The following is a 19,415-nucleotide window of genomic DNA, read 5'->3' on the forward strand; positions in this document are numbered from 1 at the left end:
TTAGCCTGGACTGTGTGGCAGACCCGTCAACCTATCGTCCCGCCGCGGGCAGCATCCCGACCGAACCCGGGGTCTACAAATTCCGTGACGCACACGGCCGGGTCATCTACGTCGGCAAGGCCAAGAACCTGCGGTCGCGCCTGACGTCATATTTCGCGGACCTGGCCGGGCTGCATCCCCGCACCCGCCAGATGGTGACCACCGCCGCGGCGGTCGAGTGGACCGTGGTGGGCACCGAGGTGGAGGCCCTGCAACTCGAATACAACTGGATCAAGGAATTCGACCCCCGATTCAACGTCCGCTACCGCGATGACAAGAGCTACCCGGTGCTCGCGGTGACCCTCAACGAGGAGTATCCGCGGCTGTTCGTCTACCGCGGGCCCCGGCGGCGGGGAGTCCGCTACTTCGGCCCCTACTCGCATGCCTGGGCCATTCGAGAGACCGTCGACCTGTTGACCCGGGTCTTCCCGGCCCGCACCTGCTCGACCGGCGTCTTCAAGAGGCACCGACAGATCGACCGGCCCTGTCTGCTCGGCTACATCGACAAGTGTGCGGCACCGTGTGTCGGGCGGGTCACCGCCGAGGAGCACCGAGAGATCGTGGACGACTTCTGCGACTTCCTGGCCGGCCGCACCGATCAGATGATCCGCCGGCTCGAGCGCGAGATGAACACGGCCGCCGAGGAACTCGATTTCGAGCGGGCCGCCAGGCTGCGCGACGATGTGGGTGCCATGCGGCGCGCGATGGAGAAGCAGGCAGTGGTGCTCGGCGATGGCACCGACGCCGATGTGGTCGGCATGACCGGGGATCAACTCGAGGTGTCGGTGCAGGTCTTCCATGTTCGCGACGGCCGGGTCCGCGGTCAACGGGGCTGGGTGGTCGAGCGGTCCGACGACGATTCGGTGGGCGAGGAGGTCGCCGGGTTCCTCACCCAGTTCTACGGCGCGCAGGTCGACCTCGATGCCACCGTGCAGATCGACGACGACCGCGCGCACGGCGAGTCGATCCCGCGTGAGGTGCTGGTCCCGGCACTGCCCGATGATCACGCGGACCTACAGCAGTGGCTGTCGGATCTGCGGGGGAGTCGGGTCGCGCTGCGCGTTCCGCAACGCGGCGACAAGAAGGCGTTGTTCGACACGGTGACCCGCAACTCCGCCGAGGCACTGGCCCAGCACAAGCTGCGCCGGGCCGGCGACCTGACGACGCGTTCGGCGGCGCTGACCGAACTGCAGGAGACACTCGGCCTCGATCAGGCGCCGCTGCGGATCGAATGTGTGGACATCTCACACGTACAGGGCACCGACGTGGTGGCGTCGCTGGTGGTGTTCGAAGACGGTCTCGCCCGCAAATCCGACTACCGGCACTACTCGATCCGGCACGCCGCCGGCGACGGCCGCTCCGATGACGTCGCCTCGATCGCCGAGGTGACCCGACGTCGCTTCCTGCGGCACCGGCAGGATCAGAAGAGCCCGATCACTTCCGCCGTGGACCCCGATACCGGTCGCGCCCGCAAGTTCGCATACCCACCAAACCTTTTCGTGGTCGACGGCGGCGCGCCACAGGCACACGCCGCCGCCACGGTGCTCGACGAGCTGGGCGTGACCGACGTCGCGGTCGTCGGACTGGCCAAACGGCTGGAAGAGGTGTGGATTCCGGGTGATGATGAACCGGTGATCCTGCCGCGGACGAGCGAGGCGCTGTTCTTGCTGCAACGAGTCCGGGACGAGGCGCACCGCTTCGCGATCACCTTCCATCGCAGCAAGCGGAGCAAGCGGATGACCGAATCCGTGCTCGACGGCGTGCCCGGGCTAGGTCGAACCCGTCGCACGGCGCTCGTCACCCATTTCGGGTCGGTCGCCCGGCTGCGCGAGGCGTCCCTGGAGGAGATCTCGGCTGTCCCCGGCATCGGGATGGCGACCGCACGCGCCGTCCGCGACGCACTGGCCGACGACTCGGCGCCCGACCCCGCACCATCGGACCTCGCCGTCGGCGCGCCCGTCGGTCCGACACCCGCCGGTCCCGGGTCCGACGACCGAACGAGTGGAGGAGAAGACCGGTGATCGACCGACCTGATGCCGAACCGACCGCCGAGACCGGCGCCGCGGCCGACCTCACCGTGCTGTTCGTCGCCGGTATGTCCGGGGCCGGCCGTTCCACCGCCGCGAATGTGCTCGAGGACGACGGATGGTATGTCGCCGACAACGTCCCACCATCGCTGATCGCGACGATGGTGGAGATGGTGCGCGAGAGCGACCCCGACATCGCGCGCCTGGCGATGGTGATCCGTGCGTCCGACGACGAGATCGGCGGCCAACTCGACGATCTCCGCAAGTCGCTGGAATCGTCGGGTGCGCGTACCAAGGTGCTCTTCCTCGACGCCAGCGACCATGTTCTGGTGCGTCGCTTCGAACAGGTGCGGCGACGGCATCCCCTGCAGGGGCGCGAGACACTTGTCGACGGTATCGCCCGCGAGCGTGCCATTCTGGCGCCGATCAAGAACTCCGCCGACCTCGTCGTCGAGACGTCGGCGCTGACCGCGGCGAAGCTGCGCGAGGTGGTGGAGGGCGTGTACCCGCACGACACCGACAACCGGCTCAGCGTTGCCGTGCAATCGTTCGGATTCAAGTACGGTCTGCCGATCGACTCCGACTACGTCGCCGACGTCCGGTTTCTGCCGAATCCGTACTGGATCGCCGACCTGCGCGCCCAGAACGGTCGCGACGAGGAGGTCCGCGAGTATGTGCTCGGACAGGACGGCGCCGGGCGGTTCGTGGACCTGCATCTGCAGACCGTCGCGGTCGTGGCCCCCGGGTATCTGCGGGAAGGCAAGCGCTACATGACGATCAGCATCGGCTGCACCGGCGGCAAACATCGCAGTGTGGCGATCTCCGAGGAAGTCGGCCGCAGACTCGCCGCGGTGACCGACGAGCAGGGTGTGCCCTGCTACGACGTTCGGGTGATCCATCGCGATCTGGGGCGCGAATGAGCGCCCCGCAGGAGTCCGCGGACGGGCACATGCGGATCGTCGCGCTCGGCGGGGGGCACGGCTTGTACGCGACGCTCACCGCGATGCGCTACCTCAGCCCCGACGTCACGGCGGTGGTCACCGTGGCCGACGACGGTGGCTCGTCCGGACGGTTGCGGGCCGAACTGGGCGTCATCCCGCCGGGTGATCTGCGGATGGCGCTGTCGGCGTTGATGTCCGCACCGGCGGCGCTCGCGGCTCGGTCCGACGGGCCGACCCCGCACGGCCCCTCGGCGCACGAACTGTGGGCGAGCATCTTTCAGCACCGGTTCGGCGGTCGGGGCGCGCTGGCCGGTCACCCCATCGGCAACCTGCTGCTGGCCGGCCTGACCGAGGTCACCGGCGATCCCGTGGCAGCGCTTGACGAACTCGTCGCCGTCTTCGACATCGATGGCCGGGTGCTGCCCATGTCGGCGGTGCCCCTCGACATCGAAGCCGACGTCTCCGGACTGGAGAGCGACCCGCGGATCAGCCGCTGCATCCGCGGTCAGGTGGCGGTGGCGACCACCCCGGGCAAGGTTCGTCGGGTCCGGCTGCTGCCGAACGACCCGCCGGCAACGCCCGAGGCACTCCAAGCGATCCGGTCGGCCGACCTGGTGGTGCTGGGGCCGGGTTCGTGGTTCTCCAGCGTCATCCCGCACGTTCTGGTGCCCGAGCAACTCGCGGCGTTGCGGGAGACCAACGGACGGCGGGTGCTGTTCGTCAATCTGGCCCCCGAACCCGGTGAGACGACGGGTTTCTCAGTGGAACGACATCTGCACGTGCTGCACGCGCACGCCGATGTCCTTCGGGTGGATGACATCGTCGTCGATGCGGCGTCGGTGCCCGCCGGACGTGAGCGGGATCACCTCATCCGGGCGGCTGAGTTGTTCGGCGCACGTCTGCATGCGGGTGACCTCGCAATACCCGGTCGGCACGTGCACGACCCGGAGAAAGTCGCCACTCTGGTGAAGCAACTGTGCGAAGGTGAATTGAGTCGATACGCTGTCCGGGCGCAAGAATCGTGAGCGAGTCGTGTGCACCGGCGACGGCGGCCCGTCGCCGACGTGGTGATCATCGGGAAGCAGGGGAGGCCACGGCGCGGACGATCGCGACCGGACCCGCGGTGAGTTCCACACGGTGTGGCACTCGCGGACGGTTGCGCGACCGGGACGGGTTCGGTGCTCCTGGCGTGGTGCGGCGACCCGGACAGGAGGACCGTGACAGGAGGGCAGGGACCGGTGGCGATGACCGCGGCGGTGAAGGATGAGCTTTCACGACTGACCGTGACCCAGGTGAGTTGCCGCAAGGCCGAGGTGTCGGCGCTGTTGCGATTCGCCGGCGGACTGCACATCGTGGCGGGACGGGTGGTGGTCGAGGCGGAGGTCGACCTCGGCAACGTCGCGCGACGGCTGCGGCGTGAGATCTTCGACCTGTACGGCTACAACTCCGACGTCCACGTGTTGCGTAGCGGCGGTCTTCGAAAAGGTGCCCGCTACATCGTGCGGGTCACCAAAGACGGTGAGGGTCTGGCGCGCCAGACCGGACTGCTCGACCTGCGTGGCCGACCGGTCCGGGGCCTCCCGGCTCAGGTCGTCGGCGGCAGCGTCGCCGACGCCGAGGCCGCGTGGCGCGGTGCCTTCCTGGCCCACGGTTCGTTGACCGAGCCGGGTCGCTCCTCGGCACTCGAGGTCAGCTGCCCCGGCCCCGAAGCGGCCCTCGCGCTGGTCGGCGCGGCCCGCCGGCTCGGTGTGTCCGCGAAGGCACGTGAGGTGCGCGGAGCCGACCGGGTGGTCATCCGGGACGGGGAGGCCATCGGTGCGTTGTTGACCCGCATGGGTGCCAACGACACCCGGCTGGTGTGGGAGGAGCGGCGCATGCGTCGCGAGGTCCGCGCAACCGCCAACCGCCTCGCCAACTTCGACGATGCCAACCTGCGTCGTTCGGCTCGGGCCGCGGTGGCGGCGGCCGCACGGGTCGAGCGGGCCCTCGACATCCTGGGCGACGAGGTGCCCGATCACTTGGTGGCCGCCGGTCAGCTGCGCATCACCCACCGCCAGGCCTCGCTGGAAGAACTCGGCCAGCTCGCCGATCCGCCGATGACCAAGGACGCGGTCGCCGGACGTATCCGCCGGCTGCTGTCGATGGCGGACAAGAAAGCCCGTACCGACGGGATCCCCGACACCGAGTCGGCCGTCACCTCGGATCTGCTCGACGAGGCCTGAGTCGCGTCGGACGCGGTGGGCAGGCGATTCCCACCCATCGCATGCTCATCGGTGAACCTCCTACTAGGCTGAGGTGGGCCACGGGTGATGTTCACCATCGTGAATGTCGCCCGGTTCCCGGCCGCAGGCCTTGATGATGAATACCGCTAAGGAGCACAACAGTGACTGTTCGGGTAGGCGTAAACGGATTCGGCCGGATCGGCCGCAACTTCTTCCGCGCCGTGGAAGCACAGAAGGCTTTGGGTACCACCGACATCGAGATCGTCGCCGTCAACGATCTGACCGACAATGCAACGCTCGCCCACCTGCTCAAGTTCGACTCGATCCTCGGCCGCCTGCCGGAGGATGTGAGCCTCGAGGGTGAGGACACCATCGTCGTCGGCGACAAGAAGATCAAGGCGATGGCGATCAAGGAGGGCCCGTCGGCGCTGCCGTGGGGTGATCTCGGCGTCGATGTCGTCGTCGAGTCGACCGGCATCTTCACCGACGGCACCAAGGCGAAGGGGCATCTCGACGCCGGCGCCAAGAAGGTGATCATCTCGGCGCCCGCCAAGAACGAGGACATCACCATCGTGATGGGCGTCAACGACGACAAGTACGACGGCAGCCAGAACATCATCTCCAACGCCTCGTGCACCACCAACTGCCTCGGCCCGTTCGCCAAGGTGCTCAACGACGAATTCGGCATCGTCTCCGGCCTGATGACCACCGTGCACGCCTACACCCAGGACCAGAACCTGCAGGACGGCCCGCATGGTGATCTGCGCCGTGCCCGCGCCGCTGCGCTCAACGTGGTGCCGACCTCCACCGGCGCCGCCAAGGCCATCGGCCTGGTGCTGCCGGAACTGCTCGGCAAGCTCGACGGCTACGCACTGCGCGTGCCGATCCCCACCGGCTCGGTCACCGACCTCACCGCCATCCTGGAGAAGTCGCCGTCGGCCGACGAGGTCAACGCCGCGATGAAGGCCGCTGCCGAGGGGCCGCTCAAGGGCATCCTGAAGTACTACGACGCCCCGATCGTCTCCAGCGACATCGTCACCGATCCGCACTCGTCGCTCTACGACGCCGGGCTCACCAAGGTCATCGGCAACCAGGTCAAGGCCGTCTCCTGGTACGACAACGAGTGGGGTTACTCCAACCGTCTCGTCGACCTGACCGGACTGGTCAGCAAGTCGCTCTGACCGTATCCAACGAACCGCGAGGAGTAACGCCACCATGGGCGTACCCACACTGAAAGACCTTCTGGACGAAGGCGTTTCGGGTCGGGGCGTGCTGGTCCGGTCGGATTTCAATGTTCCGCTCGACGGAACGACGATCACCGATCCGGGCCGCATCCTGGCCTCGCTGCCCACGCTGTCGGCGCTCGTCGGGGCCGGTGCCAAGGTGATCATCACCGCCCACCTCGGCCGCCCCAAGGGCGAGCCGGACCCGAAGTACTCGCTGGCGCCCGTCGCGGCGCGGCTCGGGGAGGAACTCGGACGCAACGTGCAACTGGCCGGTGACGTCGTCGGCACCGACGCGCTCGCGCGCGCCGAGGGACTGACCGACGGCGATGTCCTGCTGCTGGAGAATGTGCGGTTCGATCCCCGCGAGACCTCCAAGGACGAGGCCGAACGGGAGGCGCTGGCCAAGGCGCTCGTCGAACTCGTCGGCGACGACGGTGCCTTCGTCTCCGACGGGTTCGGGGTGGTGCACCGCAAGCAGGCCTCGGTCTACGATGTCGCCAAGTTGCTGCCGCACTACGCCGGTGACCTCGTCGCCGCGGAGGTCGATGTGCTGTCCAAGCTCACCGACGAGGTCTCCCGACCGTATGCGGTGGTGCTCGGCGGTTCCAAGGTGTCGGACAAGCTCGGCGTGATCGAGGCGCTGGCGCCGAAGGTGGACACGCTCGTCATCGGTGGCGGCATGGCCTTCACCTTCCTTGCCGCGCAGGGTCATTCGGTCGGAACGTCGTTGCTGCAGGAAGACCAGATCGGCGTCTGCAAGGACCTGCTGGAGCGATTCGGTGACGTGATCCGGCTGCCGGTCGACGTGGTGGTGGCCGACAAGTTCGCCGCCGACGCGGAGGCGAAGACGGTGCCTGTCGAGGAGATCGGCGAGGGCTGGATGGGCCTCGACATCGGGCCCGAGTCGGTCAAGCGGTTCGCCGCGGTGCTCTCGGGCGCCGAGACGATCTTCTGGAACGGCCCGTCGGGTGTCTTCGAGTTCGAGAAGTTCTCCGCCGGGACCCGTGGGGTGGCCGAGGCGATCGCGGCGACCACCAAGGGTGGCGCGTTCACCGTGGTCGGCGGCGGCGACTCCGCCGCAGCGGTGCGGACCCTGGGTCTGCCGGACTCGGACTTCTCGCACATATCGACCGGTGGCGGGGCGTCGCTGGAGTATCTGGAGGGCAAAGAGCTGCCCGGACTGAAAGTGCTGGAGAGCTGATGGCGCGTAAACCGCTGATCGCGGGCAACTGGAAGATGAACCTGAATCATCTGGAGGCGATCGCGCTCGTCCAGAAGATCGCGTTCGCGCTGCCCGCGAAGTACTTCGACAAGGTCGACGTGACGGTCATCCCGCCGTTCACCGACATCCGCAGCGTGCAGACGGTGGTCGACGGCGACAAGTTGCTGCTCACCTACGGTGCACAGGATCTGTCAGCGCACGACTCGGGCGCCTACACCGGCGAGATCAGTGGTGCGTTCCTGGCCAAGCTGGGGTGCACCTACGTCGTCGTCGGCCACTCGGAGCGTCGCACCATGCACGCCGAGACCGACGAACTGGTGCTCGCCAAGACCAAGGCCGCGCTCAAGCACGGACTGACCCCGATCGTGTGTATCGGCGAGGGGCTCGACATCCGTGAGGCCGGCGATCACGTGGCGTACAACGTCACCCAGCTGAAGGGCTCGTTGGCGGGCCTGTCGGCCGAGGAGATCGCGAAGGTCGTCATCGCCTACGAGCCGGTCTGGGCGATCGGCACCGGCCGCGTGGCCAGCGCCGACGACGCACAGGAGGTGTGCGCGGCGGTGCGCGGTGCGCTGGCGGAGATCTCCGACGGTGCGACCGCGGAGGCGGTGCGGGTGCTCTACGGCGGTTCGGTGAATGCCAAGAATGTCGGCGACATCGTCGGACAGACGGATGTCGACGGTGCACTCGTCGGCGGCGCTTCACTGAAATCCGACGAATTCGCGACGTTGTCGGCCATCGCGGCCGGCGGGCCGCTGCCCTGACAGTCGGTTCCCGAGGAGGGCCTGCGCTCCTCGGGCTCCCATCGCTCCCCAGGGGTGCGATGGGAGCGCTGGGTTCGAACGCGTAGACTGTGGCAGGTTGTGCTCGGGCGGCTTCTCGCCGTCGGCGCGACCTGCCACAGTTGCATGCACCGACCGAACAGGACTGACTACACGTGAAGCTCGCACTCGACATCGGATTGGTCATCACCAGCGTGATGATGGTGGTGCTGGTGTTGCTGCACCGCGGCAAGGGCGGCGGCCTCTCGTCGCTGTTCGGTGGCGGTGTGCAGTCAAGCCTCTCGGGTTCCAGTGTGGTCGAGCGCAATCTCGACCGGCTGACCGTCTTCGTCGGCATCATCTGGTTCATCTTCATCATCGGCATCGGAGTCGACATCAAACTCTCCTGACGCGCGATCGGCGTCCGGCGTCACTTCGGCGACCTGTTTGTCCGCGGCAGTGCGGATGACCGGGTCGCCGTTGTCATGTGTGGCGTCGGCGCCGGATCACGCAATTCGGGGATTCTGCTCCCGCCGCCCCGAGATGACGCACCGCGTGAATACCGGGATACTGACCTCATGAGCGAATCGATCTCGTCTGGGTCCACTCGGTCCGCCGGCGCGCCCGCTTGGCGCCCCACCATGACGATTGCCGACCACATCATCATCGACGACGAGGGCCGCGCGCTCACCGAACCGCTCCGTGAGGACATCCGCCTACTCGGTGGTCTGCTCGGCGACATGGTGCGCGAACACTCGGGCGACGAGGTGTTCGATCTCGTCGAGAACGCGCGGATCGCCGCATTCCGAATCCGTCGCGCCGAGATCGATCGCGACACGCTCGCCGACATGTTCGCCGACGTCGACCTGTCGGTCGCCATGCCGGTGATCCGCGCCTTCTGCAACTTCGCGCTGCTGGCCAATCTGGCCGAGGACATCCATCGCGAACGCCGCCGCGCCCTCCACGTCCGAGCCGGCGATCCGCCGCAGGACAGCACCTTGGCTGCGACCTACGCCAAGCTGGCCGATGCCGGACTGACCGATGCGGAGGTGGGGCAGGCGCTGGCCGATGCGACGGTCGTTCCGGTGATCACCGCCCACCCGACCGAGACGCGCCGGCGCACGGTTTTCGAGGCCCAGAATCGGATAACCGAACTGATGCGCTTCCGCAGCCGCACGGAACTGACGCCGGCCGAGGAGGCCGAGGTTCTCGAAGGCCTGCGTCGGCAGATCCTGACGCTGTGGCAGACCGCATTGATCCGACTGGAGCGGCTCAACATCAAGGATGAAATCCGTTCCGGGCTGCGCTATTACGACGCTGCCTTCTTCGAGGTGGTGCCGAAGATCAACACGGGTGTACGTGCGGCGCTCCGGAGTGCGTACCCGAATGCGGAACTCGACGACGACCCGATGCTGCGGATGGGGTCATGGATCGGTGGCGATCGGGACGGCAACCCGTTCGTGACCGATGAGATCGTCGAGATGGCCACCACGCTCGCGGCGCGCACGGCGATCGGCCACCATCTGTCCGAGTTGCGGCTGCTCGCCGAGGAATTGAGCATGTCCAGCCGCCTGATGTCGCCGGACGAGGCCATCTATGAACTCGGGGGAGTGGACCGCGAGGACCCCGCAGCCGACGAGCCGTTCCGCGTCGCGCTGGGCAAGATCCGGTCGCGGCTGGTCGCCACCGCGGCCGACATGTTCGGTGAAGAAGTCATGAAGGCGTCGGATCTGCTCGAGGTCGACGGCGCCGAACCGTATTCCGACGCGGCTGCCTTGCTGGCAGACCTGGACATCGTCGATGCAAGTCTCCGATCAACGCATGACGACATCATCGCCGACGATCGTCTGCTGATGCTGCGAGAAGCGGTCCGTACCTTCGGTTTCAACCTGTCCGGACTGGACATGCGACAGAACTCGGACATGCACGAGGAGGTGGTCGCCGAATTGCTCGCATGGGCCGGCGTCCATCCCGACTACGCGTCGCTCGACGAAGCCGAACGCGTGGAGATCCTGACCAGCGAGCTGACCGCACGGCGTCCGCTCACCCGTCCGGACGCCGAACTGAGCGAGCTCGCGACCAAGGAACTGAACATCGTGCGTGCCGCTGCCAAGGCCGTGCGCACCTTCGGCGCCGAATCGGTACCGAACTACGTGATCAGCATGTGTACCTCGGTGAGTGACATGTTCGAGCCGATGATCTTGCTCAAGGAAGCCGGTCTGATCGACATCGATGCGGAGACCGGGAAGTTGTCGTCGTCGGTGCGTATCGTGCCGCTGTTCGAAACGATCGAGGACCTGCAGCAGGGCGCCGAGACGCTGCTGGCGGCGCTGGACATCCCGCTGTACCGCGATCTCGTCGATGGGCAGGCCGGCATGCAGGAGGTCATGCTCGGCTACTCCGACTCGAACAAGGACGGCGGCTACATGGCCGCCAACTGGGCCCTGTACCGCGGCGAGCTCGACCTGGTCGAGGCTGCCAAGAAGGCCGGGATCCGACTGCGCCTGTTCCACGGTCGCGGTGGCACCGTGGGCCGTGGCGGTGGACCGAGCTACGACGCGATCCTCGCGCAGCCGCCGGGCGCCGTGCAGGGATCGCTGCGGATCACCGAGCAGGGCGAGATCATCGCGGCGAAGTACGCCGAACCGGTGGTCGCCGAACGGAACCTGGAGACGCTGCTGGCCGCGACCATCGAGTCGTCGCTGCTCGACGTGGAAGGTCTCGGCGACGAATCCGAGGACGCCTACGGCAACATGGACGAGATCGCGACCCTTGCTCGGTCGGCCTACAGCAAGCTGGTGCACGAGACCCCCGGATTCGTGGAGTACTTCACCACCTCCACGCCGCTGTCGGAGATCGGCGCGCTCAACATCGGCAGCCGGCCCGCATCGCGTAAGCAGACCGAGAAGATCTCCGACCTGCGAGCCATCCCGTGGGTGCTGTCGTGGACGCAGTCCCGGGTGATGTTGCCCGGCTGGTACGGGACCGGTTCGGCCTTCGAGCAGTGGGTGGGTGATGACGAGCAGCGACTCGATACCCTGCGGCGCTACTACGAGAAGTGGCCGTTCTTCCGCACCGTGATGTCGAACATGGCGCAGGTGCTCGCCAAGTCGGATATGGGACTTGCCCACCGCTATGCGCAACTGGTGCCCGATGAGACGCTGCGCGACACCGTCTTCGGCATGATCGTCGACGAGCACGAGCGCACCATCGACATGTACTCGAAGATCACCGGCACCGACGATCTGCTGTCGGACAACGCCGCGCTCAAACGGTCGGTCTACAACCGTTTCCCTTACCTGGAGCCGCTCAATCTGCTGCAGGTCGAGTTGCTGCGGCGATTCCGTGCCGGCGACGACGAGCCGCGCGTGCGGCGCGGTATCCAGCTGACGATGAACGGCCTGGCCACGGCGCTGCGCAACTCGGGCTAGCCGACCGTCGACCGGGCGCCGATTCGCATCGACGGGGTCCCGCTTCTCGTTGACTCGGTGTTGGTACCGGTACTGCGAGCGGAATGCGAGCATCGTGCGGCGGCGTTGCACGCACCATGAAGGCTTTGTGGGTGGTCGCACATCCGGATCCGAACTCTCTGAACCGGCATCTGCATCGACTCGGCGCGCAGGTGCTTCGCGACGAGGGCTGGCAGGTTCTCGAGTCCGATCTGTATGCGATGCAGTGGGATCCGGTGCTGCGCGAGGAAGGCGGGGCCGACGTCGAGGCCGAGCAACAGAAGTTGCGCGATGCCGACCTGGTCGTGCTGCAGTTCCCGCTCTGGTGGTACGGGATGCCCGCGATCATGAAGGGCTGGGTTGACCGCGTCTTCGAGCGCGGGTTCGCCTACGACGTGATCGATCCCGCCACGGGTCGGGCCCGCAAGTACGGCGACGGAGGACTCGTCGGACGCCGCGCGCTGACCATCGTCACCGCCGGTGACCGTCCCGGCAGCCTGGGTCCGAGGGGAATCAGCGGCGACATCGAGGACGTGCTGTGGACGACGCTGCACGGAACGCTCTGGTACACGGGGATGGAAACCTTGCGGCCACACCTCGTCACCCGTGCGCGCGACGTCGACGAGTCAACCATCGTGGAGATCGAGCGTGATCTCGCCGATCGGCTTCGCGGTGTCACGGACGAGTCGCCGATTCCGTTCCTTCCGCTCGACGAACGGTTCTACGATCACTCGATCGCGCTGTGCCCAGACGTCGCACCCGACGTGTCGGGCAACGCCGCCCACCGATTCGCCACCTGACTCAAGTGAGGCGTGACGCGGCGCCGCGGTCCAGGAACCACACGGTCTCGTCGGTGCCGTGTGCGCCGGCGCACGGCCAGTCTGCGGCGTGGGCACCGGTGTGGGCGGCCGCGACCGCCTCGGCCTTGTCCTCGCCGGCCACCAAGAACCAGACCGCCTTACTGCGGTTGACCACCGGCAGAGTCAGCGTGATCCGCCGCGGTGGCGGCTTCGGTGAGTCCTCCACCGCGACAACCGTCTTTTCGGCTTCCGCGGTGGCCGCGGTGTGTGGGAACAGCGAGTTGATGTGTCCCTCCCCGCCCATGCCGAGCAGATGCAGATCGAAATGCGGCACCCGTCCGGCACTGGTTCGCGCCAGCACCGTCGCATACGCCGCGGCAGCGGCGTCGATGTCGTCGCCGAATTCACCGTCCGACGGCGCCATCGCATGGACCCGCGCCGAGTCGACCGGGACGTGGTCGAGCAATGCGTCACACGCCTGGCCGTAGTTGCGTTCGGGATCGTCGGCGGGCACGAACCGGTCGTCACCCCAGAACAGTTCCACGCGAGACCAGTCGATGTCGCCGCTGTCTGCCGCGAGGGCGCGCAGGACCGCGATCCCGTTGCTGCCGCCGGTCAACACCACCGAGGCGACGCCGTGGTCTGCCTGGGCCTTGGTCACCAGATCCACGAAACGGCTGGCCGCGGTCGCGACCAGATCGTTCTTGTGGTCGAACACCAGTGTTTCCGGGATCATCAGGCCACCGCCTGCCCCTCGAATTCCACATCCACGACGCCCTGCAACGCGAGAGCGTATACGTCGTCGGTGTCGAGTCGGCGCAGTTCCTCGGCCAGCAGGAGGGGGAGTTCGCGGCGCGTCATCGCGACGCGGCCGTCGGGTTTGCCGGGCATGCTCAGGACCGCATTGTTGTTCATGTCGAGCGAGAGGACGGTCGGGCCGTCCTCGCGCACCAGACGAACCTCGAAGCTGCCCACGGTCCGCCGCGTCGGCACCGACAGCGCCGACCGCAACCAGCCCGCCAACAGGTCGATGCCGGGGGAGTCGCTGGGGCCGGCCACCTGGACCTCGGTGATGGGGGTGTGTGGTGGGCGGTCGGCTGCCGACGCCAACAGGGCCCGCCAGTGGGTGATCTGGGTCCAGGCGAGGTCGGTGTCACCGGCCGCGTACGTGGCGAGTCGGCGGGCGAGCACCGTCTTCGGATTGGCGCATCGGTTGGCGTCGAGGATCCGGCGTCGGCCGAGTGATCCCATCGGGTCGCTCGCCGGCGCTGTCGGCGCCTCGCCGGGCCACCACACGACGACCGGTGTGTCGGGCAACAGGAACGGGGTCACCACCGACCGCGGATGATCGGCGAGATCGCCCTGCAGCGACAGCAGCACCACCTCCGACGCCCCGGCGTCACCACCGACCCGGATCTCGGCATCGAGCCGCGAGTCGGCCGACCGGTCGCCACGGGTCACCACGATCACGCGACTCGGGTGCTCGCTACTGGCGCCGATCGCCGCCTCGATCGCGCCTTCGGTGGGTTCGCCGTGCTCGGCGCAGACCACGAGGGTCAGCACACGACCGAGGCTGATGGCGCCGCCGGACTCGCGAACCTCGACGATCTTCTTGGCGACATCGGTGGTGGAGGTGTTGGGCAACTCGACGATCATCGTCAGCACTCCTGTCGTTGGGCGACCGGTGGGCGCGGGGGAGTCATGGGCGGCGCCAGGACCGTCCGACGCGCGACATCATCTCGTCGGCGGATGTCGGGCCCCAGGTCCCGGACTCGTAGGTGTCGGGTGTGCCCGCCTGGGCCCAGTGCTCGATGACGGGATCGAGGATCTCCCAGGAGAGCTCGACCTCCTCGTTGACCGGGAACAGCGACGGCTCGCCGAGCAGTACATCGAGGATGAGGCGTTCGTAGGCCTCGGGGGATGCCTCGGTGAACGCGGTGCCGTAACTGAAGTCCATGTTGACGTCGCGGACCTCCATGCTCGACGCCGGGACCTTGGACCCGAACCGCAGGGTGATCCCCTCGTCCGGCTGCACCCGGATGACCAGAGCGTTTTGACTGAGTTCCTCGGTCATGGTCTTGTCGAACGGCAGATGGGGCGCGCGTTTGAACACCAGGGCGATCTCGGTGACCCGTCGGCCGAGCCGCTTGCCGGTGCGGAGGTAGAACGGCACGCCGGCCCAGCGTCGGGAGTCGACCTCCAGCGCGATCGCGGCGAAGGTCTCCGTGGTGGAGTCCTTGGCGAACCCCGCCTCGTCGAGCAGTCCCGGCACCTTCTCGCTGCCCTGCCAGCCCGGACCGTACTGACCGCGGGCGGTGTTGTCGTCGAGCGGCTCGATGTTGCGGGTCGCTGCGAGCACCTTGATCTTCTCGTCCTGCAGTTGCTTGGGCTCGAACGAGATCGGCTCCTCCATCGCAACCAACGCCATCAGCTGCAGCAGATGATTCTGGATCACGTCGCGTGCTGCGCCGATCCCGTCGTAGTAGCCGGCCCGGCCGCCGAGTCCGATGTCCTCGGCCATGGTGATCTGCACGTGATCGACGTAATGCGAACTCCACAGCGGATCGAACATCTGATTGGCGAAGCGCAACGCCAAGATGTTCTGCACCGTCTCCTTGCCGAGATAGTGGTCGATCCGGAAGACCGACGACTCGGGGAACACCCCGTTGACGATCGCGTTGAGCTCTTTGGCCGATTCCAGGTTGTGCCCGAACGGCTTCTCGATCACGACGCGGCGCCAGTGGTCGCCGTCCTCCTTGGCCAGGCCGCTGCGGTCGAGTTGCTCACAGACGGTGGGGAAGGCCTTGGGCGGGATCGACAGGTAGAACGCATGGTTGCCGTCGGTGCCGCGTTCCTTGTCGAGGCCTTCCAGGGTTTCCTTGAGCCGGTCGAACGCGCTGTCGTCGTCGAAGGCGCCCTGGACGAACCGGAAGCCTTCGGCGAGTCGTTCCCACACCTCCTCGCGGAACCCTGTGCGTGCGTGATCGCGCACCGCGTCGTGGACGATCTTGGCGAAGTCCTCGTGGTCCCAGTCGCGCCGGGCGAAACCGACGAGCGCGAACGACGGCGGCAACAGACCCCGGTTGGCGAGGTCGTAGACCGCCGGCATCAGCTTCTTGCGGGCGAGGTCGCCCGTCACGCCGAAGATGATCAGGCTGCACGGGCCCGCGATCCGTGGCAGCCGCTTATCCCGGGGATCGCGGAGCGGGTTGTTCCAGGTGGTACCGCCGCCGGGCACTCGGGTCAGCCCTTCGCGGCCGTGAGCTGCTCGGCGGTGGCGTCGAGCAATTCGTTCCACGACACCTCGAACTTCTGCACGCCCTCGTCCTCGAGGACCGTGAACACGTCGGCGAGGTCGATGCCGACAGCAGCGAGCTTGTCGAAGACCTCCTGTGACTCGTTCGCCAGGCCGACGATCGACCCGGTGTTGACCCAGCCGTGGTCGGCGAAGGCGTCCATCGTCTTGCCCGGCATGGTGTTCACCGTGTTGGGGGCGACGAGTTCGCTGACATACAGGGTGTCGGGGTAGTCGGGATTCTTCACCCCTGTCGACGCCCACAGTGCTCGCTGCGGACGGGCGCCCTGGGCGAGGAGATCGGGGAATCGGGACTCGACCTCGAAGATCTCCTGATAGGCCTGGTATGCCAGCCGTGCGTTGGCCAGCGCCGCCTTGCCCTTCAGTTCGGTGGCCTCCGGGGTACCGATCGCATCGAGACGCTTGTCGATCTCGGTGTCCACGCGGGAGACGAAGAACGACGCGACCGAGTGGATGGTGGACAGGTCATGGCCGGCCGCGGCGGCCGCGTCGAGGCCGTCCAGGTAGGCGTCCATCACCTCTTTGTACCGGTCCACCGAGAAGATCAGCGTCACGTTCACGCTGATGCCCTCGGCCAGCGTGCGGGTGATCGCGGGCAGCCCCGCCTTGGTGGCGGGGATCTTGATCAGCAGGTTGGGCCGATCGACGATCTTCCACAGTTCGACGGCCTGTGCGACGGTGGCGTCGGTCTCATGTGCCAGCCGGGGATCCACCTCGATCGAGACGCGTCCGTCGACGCCGTCGGACTCCTCGAACACCGGCGCGAGGACATCGCAGGCATTGCGCACGTCGTCGGTGGTGACGGTCCGGATGGTCGCGTCCACGTCGGCTCCGCGCGCGGCCAACTCGTTGACCTGGTCGTCGTAGGCGGTCCCCTTCGACAGGGCCGCCTGGAAGATCGACGGATTCGTGGTGACGCCGACCACGGACTTGGTCTCGACCAGTTCCTTGAGGTCGCCGGATTTGATCAGTTCTCTCGACAGATCGTCGAGCCACACCGAGACGCCTGCCTCGGACAGTTCTGCCAGCTTTGCGTTCTGCGTCATGCTGCTATCCCTTCACGTTGGCGATCGAGCGTTGTGCGGCGGCGACGGTGGCGTCGGGCGTGATGCCGAACTCCGCGTAGAGCGTCTTGTAGTCGGCGGACTCCCCGTAGTGCTCGAGGGAGACGCATTCGCCGAATCCGCCCACGATCTTGTGCCAGGACATGGCGATGCCGGCCTCCACCGAGACGCGTGCCTTGACGGTCGGTGGCAGCACCTGATCACGGTAGTTCTGATCCTGGCTCTCGAACCACTCCACACACGGCATGGAGACCACGCGCGCGCCGATGCCCTGCGCCTCGAGTTTCTCACCGGCGGCCACGGCGATCTCGACCTCCGAGCCGGTGGCGATCAGGATCACGTCCGGCACCGGGGTGGATGCCTCCACGAGCACGTAGCCACCCTTCGCGACACCGGCCGCCGACGAGTTCTCCAGGACGGCGACCTTCTGGCGGGTCAGGCACAGTCCCACCGGACCGCTGCTGCTGGATTTGCCGAGAACGGTCTGCCACGCGTAGGCGGTCTCGTTCGCGTCGGCCGGCCGGACGACGCTGAGGTTCGGGATGGCCCGCAGTGCCGAGAGGTGCTCGATCGGCTGGTGGGTGGGGCCGTCCTCACCGAGACCGATGGAATCGTGGGTCCACACATAGATCGGGTCGATGTCCATCAACGAGGCGAGACGGACCGCGGGCCGCATGTAGTCGCTGAACTGCAGGAAGGTGCCGCCGTACGCGCGAGTCGGGCCGTGCAGCACGATGCCCGACAGGATCGCGGCCATCGCGTGCTCGCGGATGCCGAAATGCAGTGTCCGCCCATAGGGTTCGGCGTCCCAGTCCTCGTTGGAGATCGAGGTCGGTCCGAACGACTTGGCGTCCTTCATGGTCGTGTTGTTGCTGCCGGCCAGGTCGGCCGAACCGCCCCACAGCTCGGGCAGCACGGGACCGACGGCGCTGAGCACGTCACCCGAGGCGGACCGGGTGGCGACGGACGTTCCCGGCTCCCAACTGGGCAACGCATCGGTCCAGCCGGCGGGGAGACGGTCCTGGCTGACGCGGTCGAACAGTTCCTTGCGTGTCGGTTCGCGCTCCACCCACGCGTTGAACGACGATTCCCACTCCTGATGGGCCGCCCGGCCGCGGTCGACCAGCGAGCGGGTGTGGGCGATGACCTCGTCGCTCACCTCGAAGGTCTTGTCGGGATCGAATCCGAGAATCTTCTTGGTCGCCGCGACCTCGTCATCGCCGAGCGCCGAGCCGTGCACGCCGCCGGTGTTCATCTTTGTGGGTGCCGGATATCCGATGATGGTGCGCAGCAGGATGATCGAGGGCCGGTCGGTGATCGATTTGGCCTCGGCGACAGCGGCCTCGATGGCCGCGACGTCTTCGCCGCCTTCCACGACCTGGACGTGCCAGCCGTACGCCTCGTAGCGCTTGGCGGTGTCCTCCGAGAGCGCGATGCTGGTGCCGTGCTCGATCGAGATCTTGTTGTCGTCGTAGAACAGGATCAGGTTGCCCAACTGCTGGGTGCCCGCCAGGGATGATGCCTCCGACGTGATGCCCTCCTCGATGTCACCGTCGGAGGCGACCACGTAGATGTAGTGGTCGAACGGGCTGTCGCCCCAGGCCGGTTCGGGGTCGAACAGACCCCTCTCGCGGCGGGCCGCCATCGCCATGCCGACCGCCGAGGCCAGTCCCTGGCCGAGCGGGCCGGTGGTGATCTCGACTCCCCGGGTATGCCGGAACTCCGGGTGCCCGGGGGTCTTGGAGCCGAAGGTGCGCAGTGCCTCCAGGTCGGACAGCTCGAGCCCGAAGCCACCCAGGTAGAGCTGGATGTAGAGGGTGAGGCTGGAATGCCCGCACGACAGGATGAACCGGTCTCGGCCGACCCAGGCGGTGTCGGCGGGATCGTGTCTCATCACACGCTGGAACAGCGTGTAGGCGAGCGGAGCAAGGCTCATCGCGGTACCGGGGTGGCCGCTGCCGCACTTCTGGACGGCGTCGGCAGCGAGGACGCGCACGGTGTCGACCGCGCGTGTGTCCAGGTCCGACCAGTCGTCGGGGTAGCTCGGCTGGGTCAACGCGCGAATGTCGTCTGTGAGCGCCACGGTCGTACTGTCTCCTGTGCGTAGTCGGTGCGATGCGATCGCAGGCATCTGCTCGTGCATGTCAACTGTATGTGCAAGTCCACAGTGTGCTCGACGGTGTGATCCACGTGGCCGTCGGCTCTCGACGGCGGGTGGTGAAGCCGGCTGATCACACCGGCCGCGATTGCGGCGGCTACGGCGTCCAGCGTAGTCGCCCCCGCCCGCCCATGGCGCGCCGAGTGACCCGATCGGAGGCGGGACTCGATTCTTTGATCGCCGAACCCAC

The 19,415-nt window shown here is 67.2% G+C and carries 15 protein-coding genes; 10 read left to right on the plus strand and 5 right to left on the minus strand.

The features are described 5' to 3' along the window. The first annotated feature begins 14 nt into the window (after positions 1-14). The 10 genes from uvrC (at position 15) to NWF22_RS21960 (ending at position 12,687) form a co-directional block, all read left to right on the plus strand. Positions 15-2,060 carry an excinuclease ABC subunit UvrC gene (uvrC, locus tag NWF22_RS21915; RefSeq protein ID WP_160902401.1) on the plus strand — a complete coding sequence of 682 codons (2,046 nt, stop codon included), beginning with the start codon at positions 15-17 and terminating at the stop codon, positions 2,058-2,060. After that, the gene (rapZ, locus tag NWF22_RS21920) at positions 2,057-2,986 is read left to right on the plus strand and encodes an RNase adapter RapZ (protein ID WP_258321243.1); all 930 of its coding nucleotides are present in this window, start codon (positions 2,057-2,059) and stop codon (positions 2,984-2,986) included. Before uvrC ends, rapZ begins: the two co-directional genes overlap by 4 nt. Continuing rightward, complete coding sequence (locus NWF22_RS21925; RefSeq protein WP_309249724.1) at positions 2,983-4,032, plus strand: gluconeogenesis factor YvcK family protein; 1,050 nt, start codon at positions 2,983-2,985, stop codon at positions 4,030-4,032. The genes rapZ and NWF22_RS21925 overlap by 4 nt, the downstream gene beginning before the upstream one ends. Before the next feature lie 213 nt (positions 4,033-4,245). Next, a complete protein-coding gene (gene whiA, locus NWF22_RS21930; protein WP_160902792.1) occupies positions 4,246-5,229 on the plus strand; it encodes a DNA-binding protein WhiA in 984 nt (327 codons plus the stop codon). Positions 5,230-5,390: 161 nt separating this feature from the next. After that, complete coding sequence (gene gap / locus NWF22_RS21935; protein WP_160902400.1) at positions 5,391-6,410, plus strand: type I glyceraldehyde-3-phosphate dehydrogenase; 1,020 nt, start codon at positions 5,391-5,393, stop codon at positions 6,408-6,410. A gap of 34 nt (positions 6,411-6,444) precedes the next feature. Beyond that, positions 6,445-7,656, plus strand: coding sequence for a phosphoglycerate kinase (locus tag NWF22_RS21940; protein ID WP_160902399.1), 1,212 nt, complete (start codon positions 6,445-6,447; stop codon positions 7,654-7,656). Next, positions 7,653-8,441, plus strand: a complete 789-nt coding sequence (gene tpiA / locus NWF22_RS21945) for a triose-phosphate isomerase (RefSeq protein WP_160902791.1) — start codon at positions 7,653-7,655, stop codon at positions 8,439-8,441. The genes NWF22_RS21940 and tpiA overlap by 4 nt, the downstream gene beginning before the upstream one ends. A gap of 173 nt (positions 8,442-8,614) precedes the next feature. Further along, a complete protein-coding gene (secG, locus tag NWF22_RS21950) occupies positions 8,615-8,848 on the plus strand; it encodes a preprotein translocase subunit SecG (protein WP_160902398.1) in 234 nt (77 codons plus the stop codon). A 168-nt stretch (positions 8,849-9,016) separates the two neighbouring features. Further along, positions 9,017-11,869 carry a phosphoenolpyruvate carboxylase gene (gene ppc, locus NWF22_RS21955; protein WP_160902397.1) on the plus strand — a complete coding sequence of 951 codons (2,853 nt, stop codon included), beginning with the start codon at positions 9,017-9,019 and terminating at the stop codon, positions 11,867-11,869. Positions 11,870-12,000: 131 nt separating this feature from the next. Beyond that, a complete protein-coding gene (locus tag NWF22_RS21960; RefSeq protein WP_258321244.1) occupies positions 12,001-12,687 on the plus strand; it encodes an NAD(P)H-dependent oxidoreductase in 687 nt (228 codons plus the stop codon). Between the two features lies 1 nt (position 12,688). Here the strand turns inward: NWF22_RS21960 and pgl are convergent, their stop codons facing one another. From pgl to tkt, 5 genes are read right to left on the minus strand one after another with little or no spacing between them, the layout of a single operon-like run. After that, a complete protein-coding gene (gene pgl / locus NWF22_RS21965) occupies positions 12,689-13,423 on the minus strand; it encodes a 6-phosphogluconolactonase (RefSeq protein WP_160902395.1) in 735 nt (244 codons plus the stop codon). Then, positions 13,423-14,343 (minus strand): glucose-6-phosphate dehydrogenase assembly protein OpcA, encoded by a 921-nt coding sequence (locus NWF22_RS21970; protein WP_160902394.1) that lies wholly within the window; start codon positions 14,341-14,343, stop codon positions 13,423-13,425. Before NWF22_RS21970 ends, pgl begins: the two co-directional genes overlap by 1 nt. A gap of 43 nt (positions 14,344-14,386) precedes the next feature. Further along, on the minus strand, positions 14,387-15,925 hold the full coding sequence (gene zwf / locus NWF22_RS21975; protein ID WP_160902790.1) for a glucose-6-phosphate dehydrogenase: 1,539 nt from the start codon (positions 15,923-15,925) through the stop codon (positions 14,387-14,389). 5 nt (positions 15,926-15,930) lie between these two features. Then, on the minus strand, positions 15,931-17,049 hold the full coding sequence (gene tal, locus NWF22_RS21980; protein WP_160902393.1) for a transaldolase: 1,119 nt from the start codon (positions 17,047-17,049) through the stop codon (positions 15,931-15,933). 4 nt (positions 17,050-17,053) lie between these two features. Further along, positions 17,054-19,150 (minus strand): transketolase, encoded by a 2,097-nt coding sequence (tkt, locus tag NWF22_RS21985; protein ID WP_160902392.1) that lies wholly within the window; start codon positions 19,148-19,150, stop codon positions 17,054-17,056. Positions 19,151-19,415 lie beyond the last annotated feature (265 nt).

Origin of the sequence: Gordonia mangrovi, from assembly GCF_024734075.1 — a bacterium.
GTDB classification, from domain to species: domain Bacteria; phylum Actinomycetota; class Actinomycetes; order Mycobacteriales; family Mycobacteriaceae; genus Gordonia; species Gordonia mangrovi.

Excerpts from the sequence above, each read along its gene's own strand:
- NWF22_RS21925 (WP_309249724.1), top strand. The coding sequence starts at position 2,983 with ATGAGCGCCCCGCAGGAGTCCGCGGACGGGCACATGCGGATCGTCGCG.
- NWF22_RS21940 (WP_160902399.1), top strand. The coding sequence starts at position 6,445 with ATGGGCGTACCCACACTGAAAGACCTTCTGGACGAAGGCGTTTCGGGT.
- ppc (WP_160902397.1), top strand. The coding sequence starts at position 9,017 with ATGAGCGAATCGATCTCGTCTGGGTCCACTCGGTCCGCCGGCGCGCCC.
- pgl (WP_160902395.1), bottom strand. The coding sequence starts at position 13,423 with ATGATCCCGGAAACACTGGTGTTCGACCACAAGAACGATCTGGTCGCG.
- NWF22_RS21970 (WP_160902394.1), bottom strand. The coding sequence starts at position 14,343 with ATGATCGTCGAGTTGCCCAACACCTCCACCACCGATGTCGCCAAGAAG.
- tal (WP_160902393.1), bottom strand. The coding sequence starts at position 17,049 with ATGACGCAGAACGCAAAGCTGGCAGAACTGTCCGAGGCAGGCGTCTCG.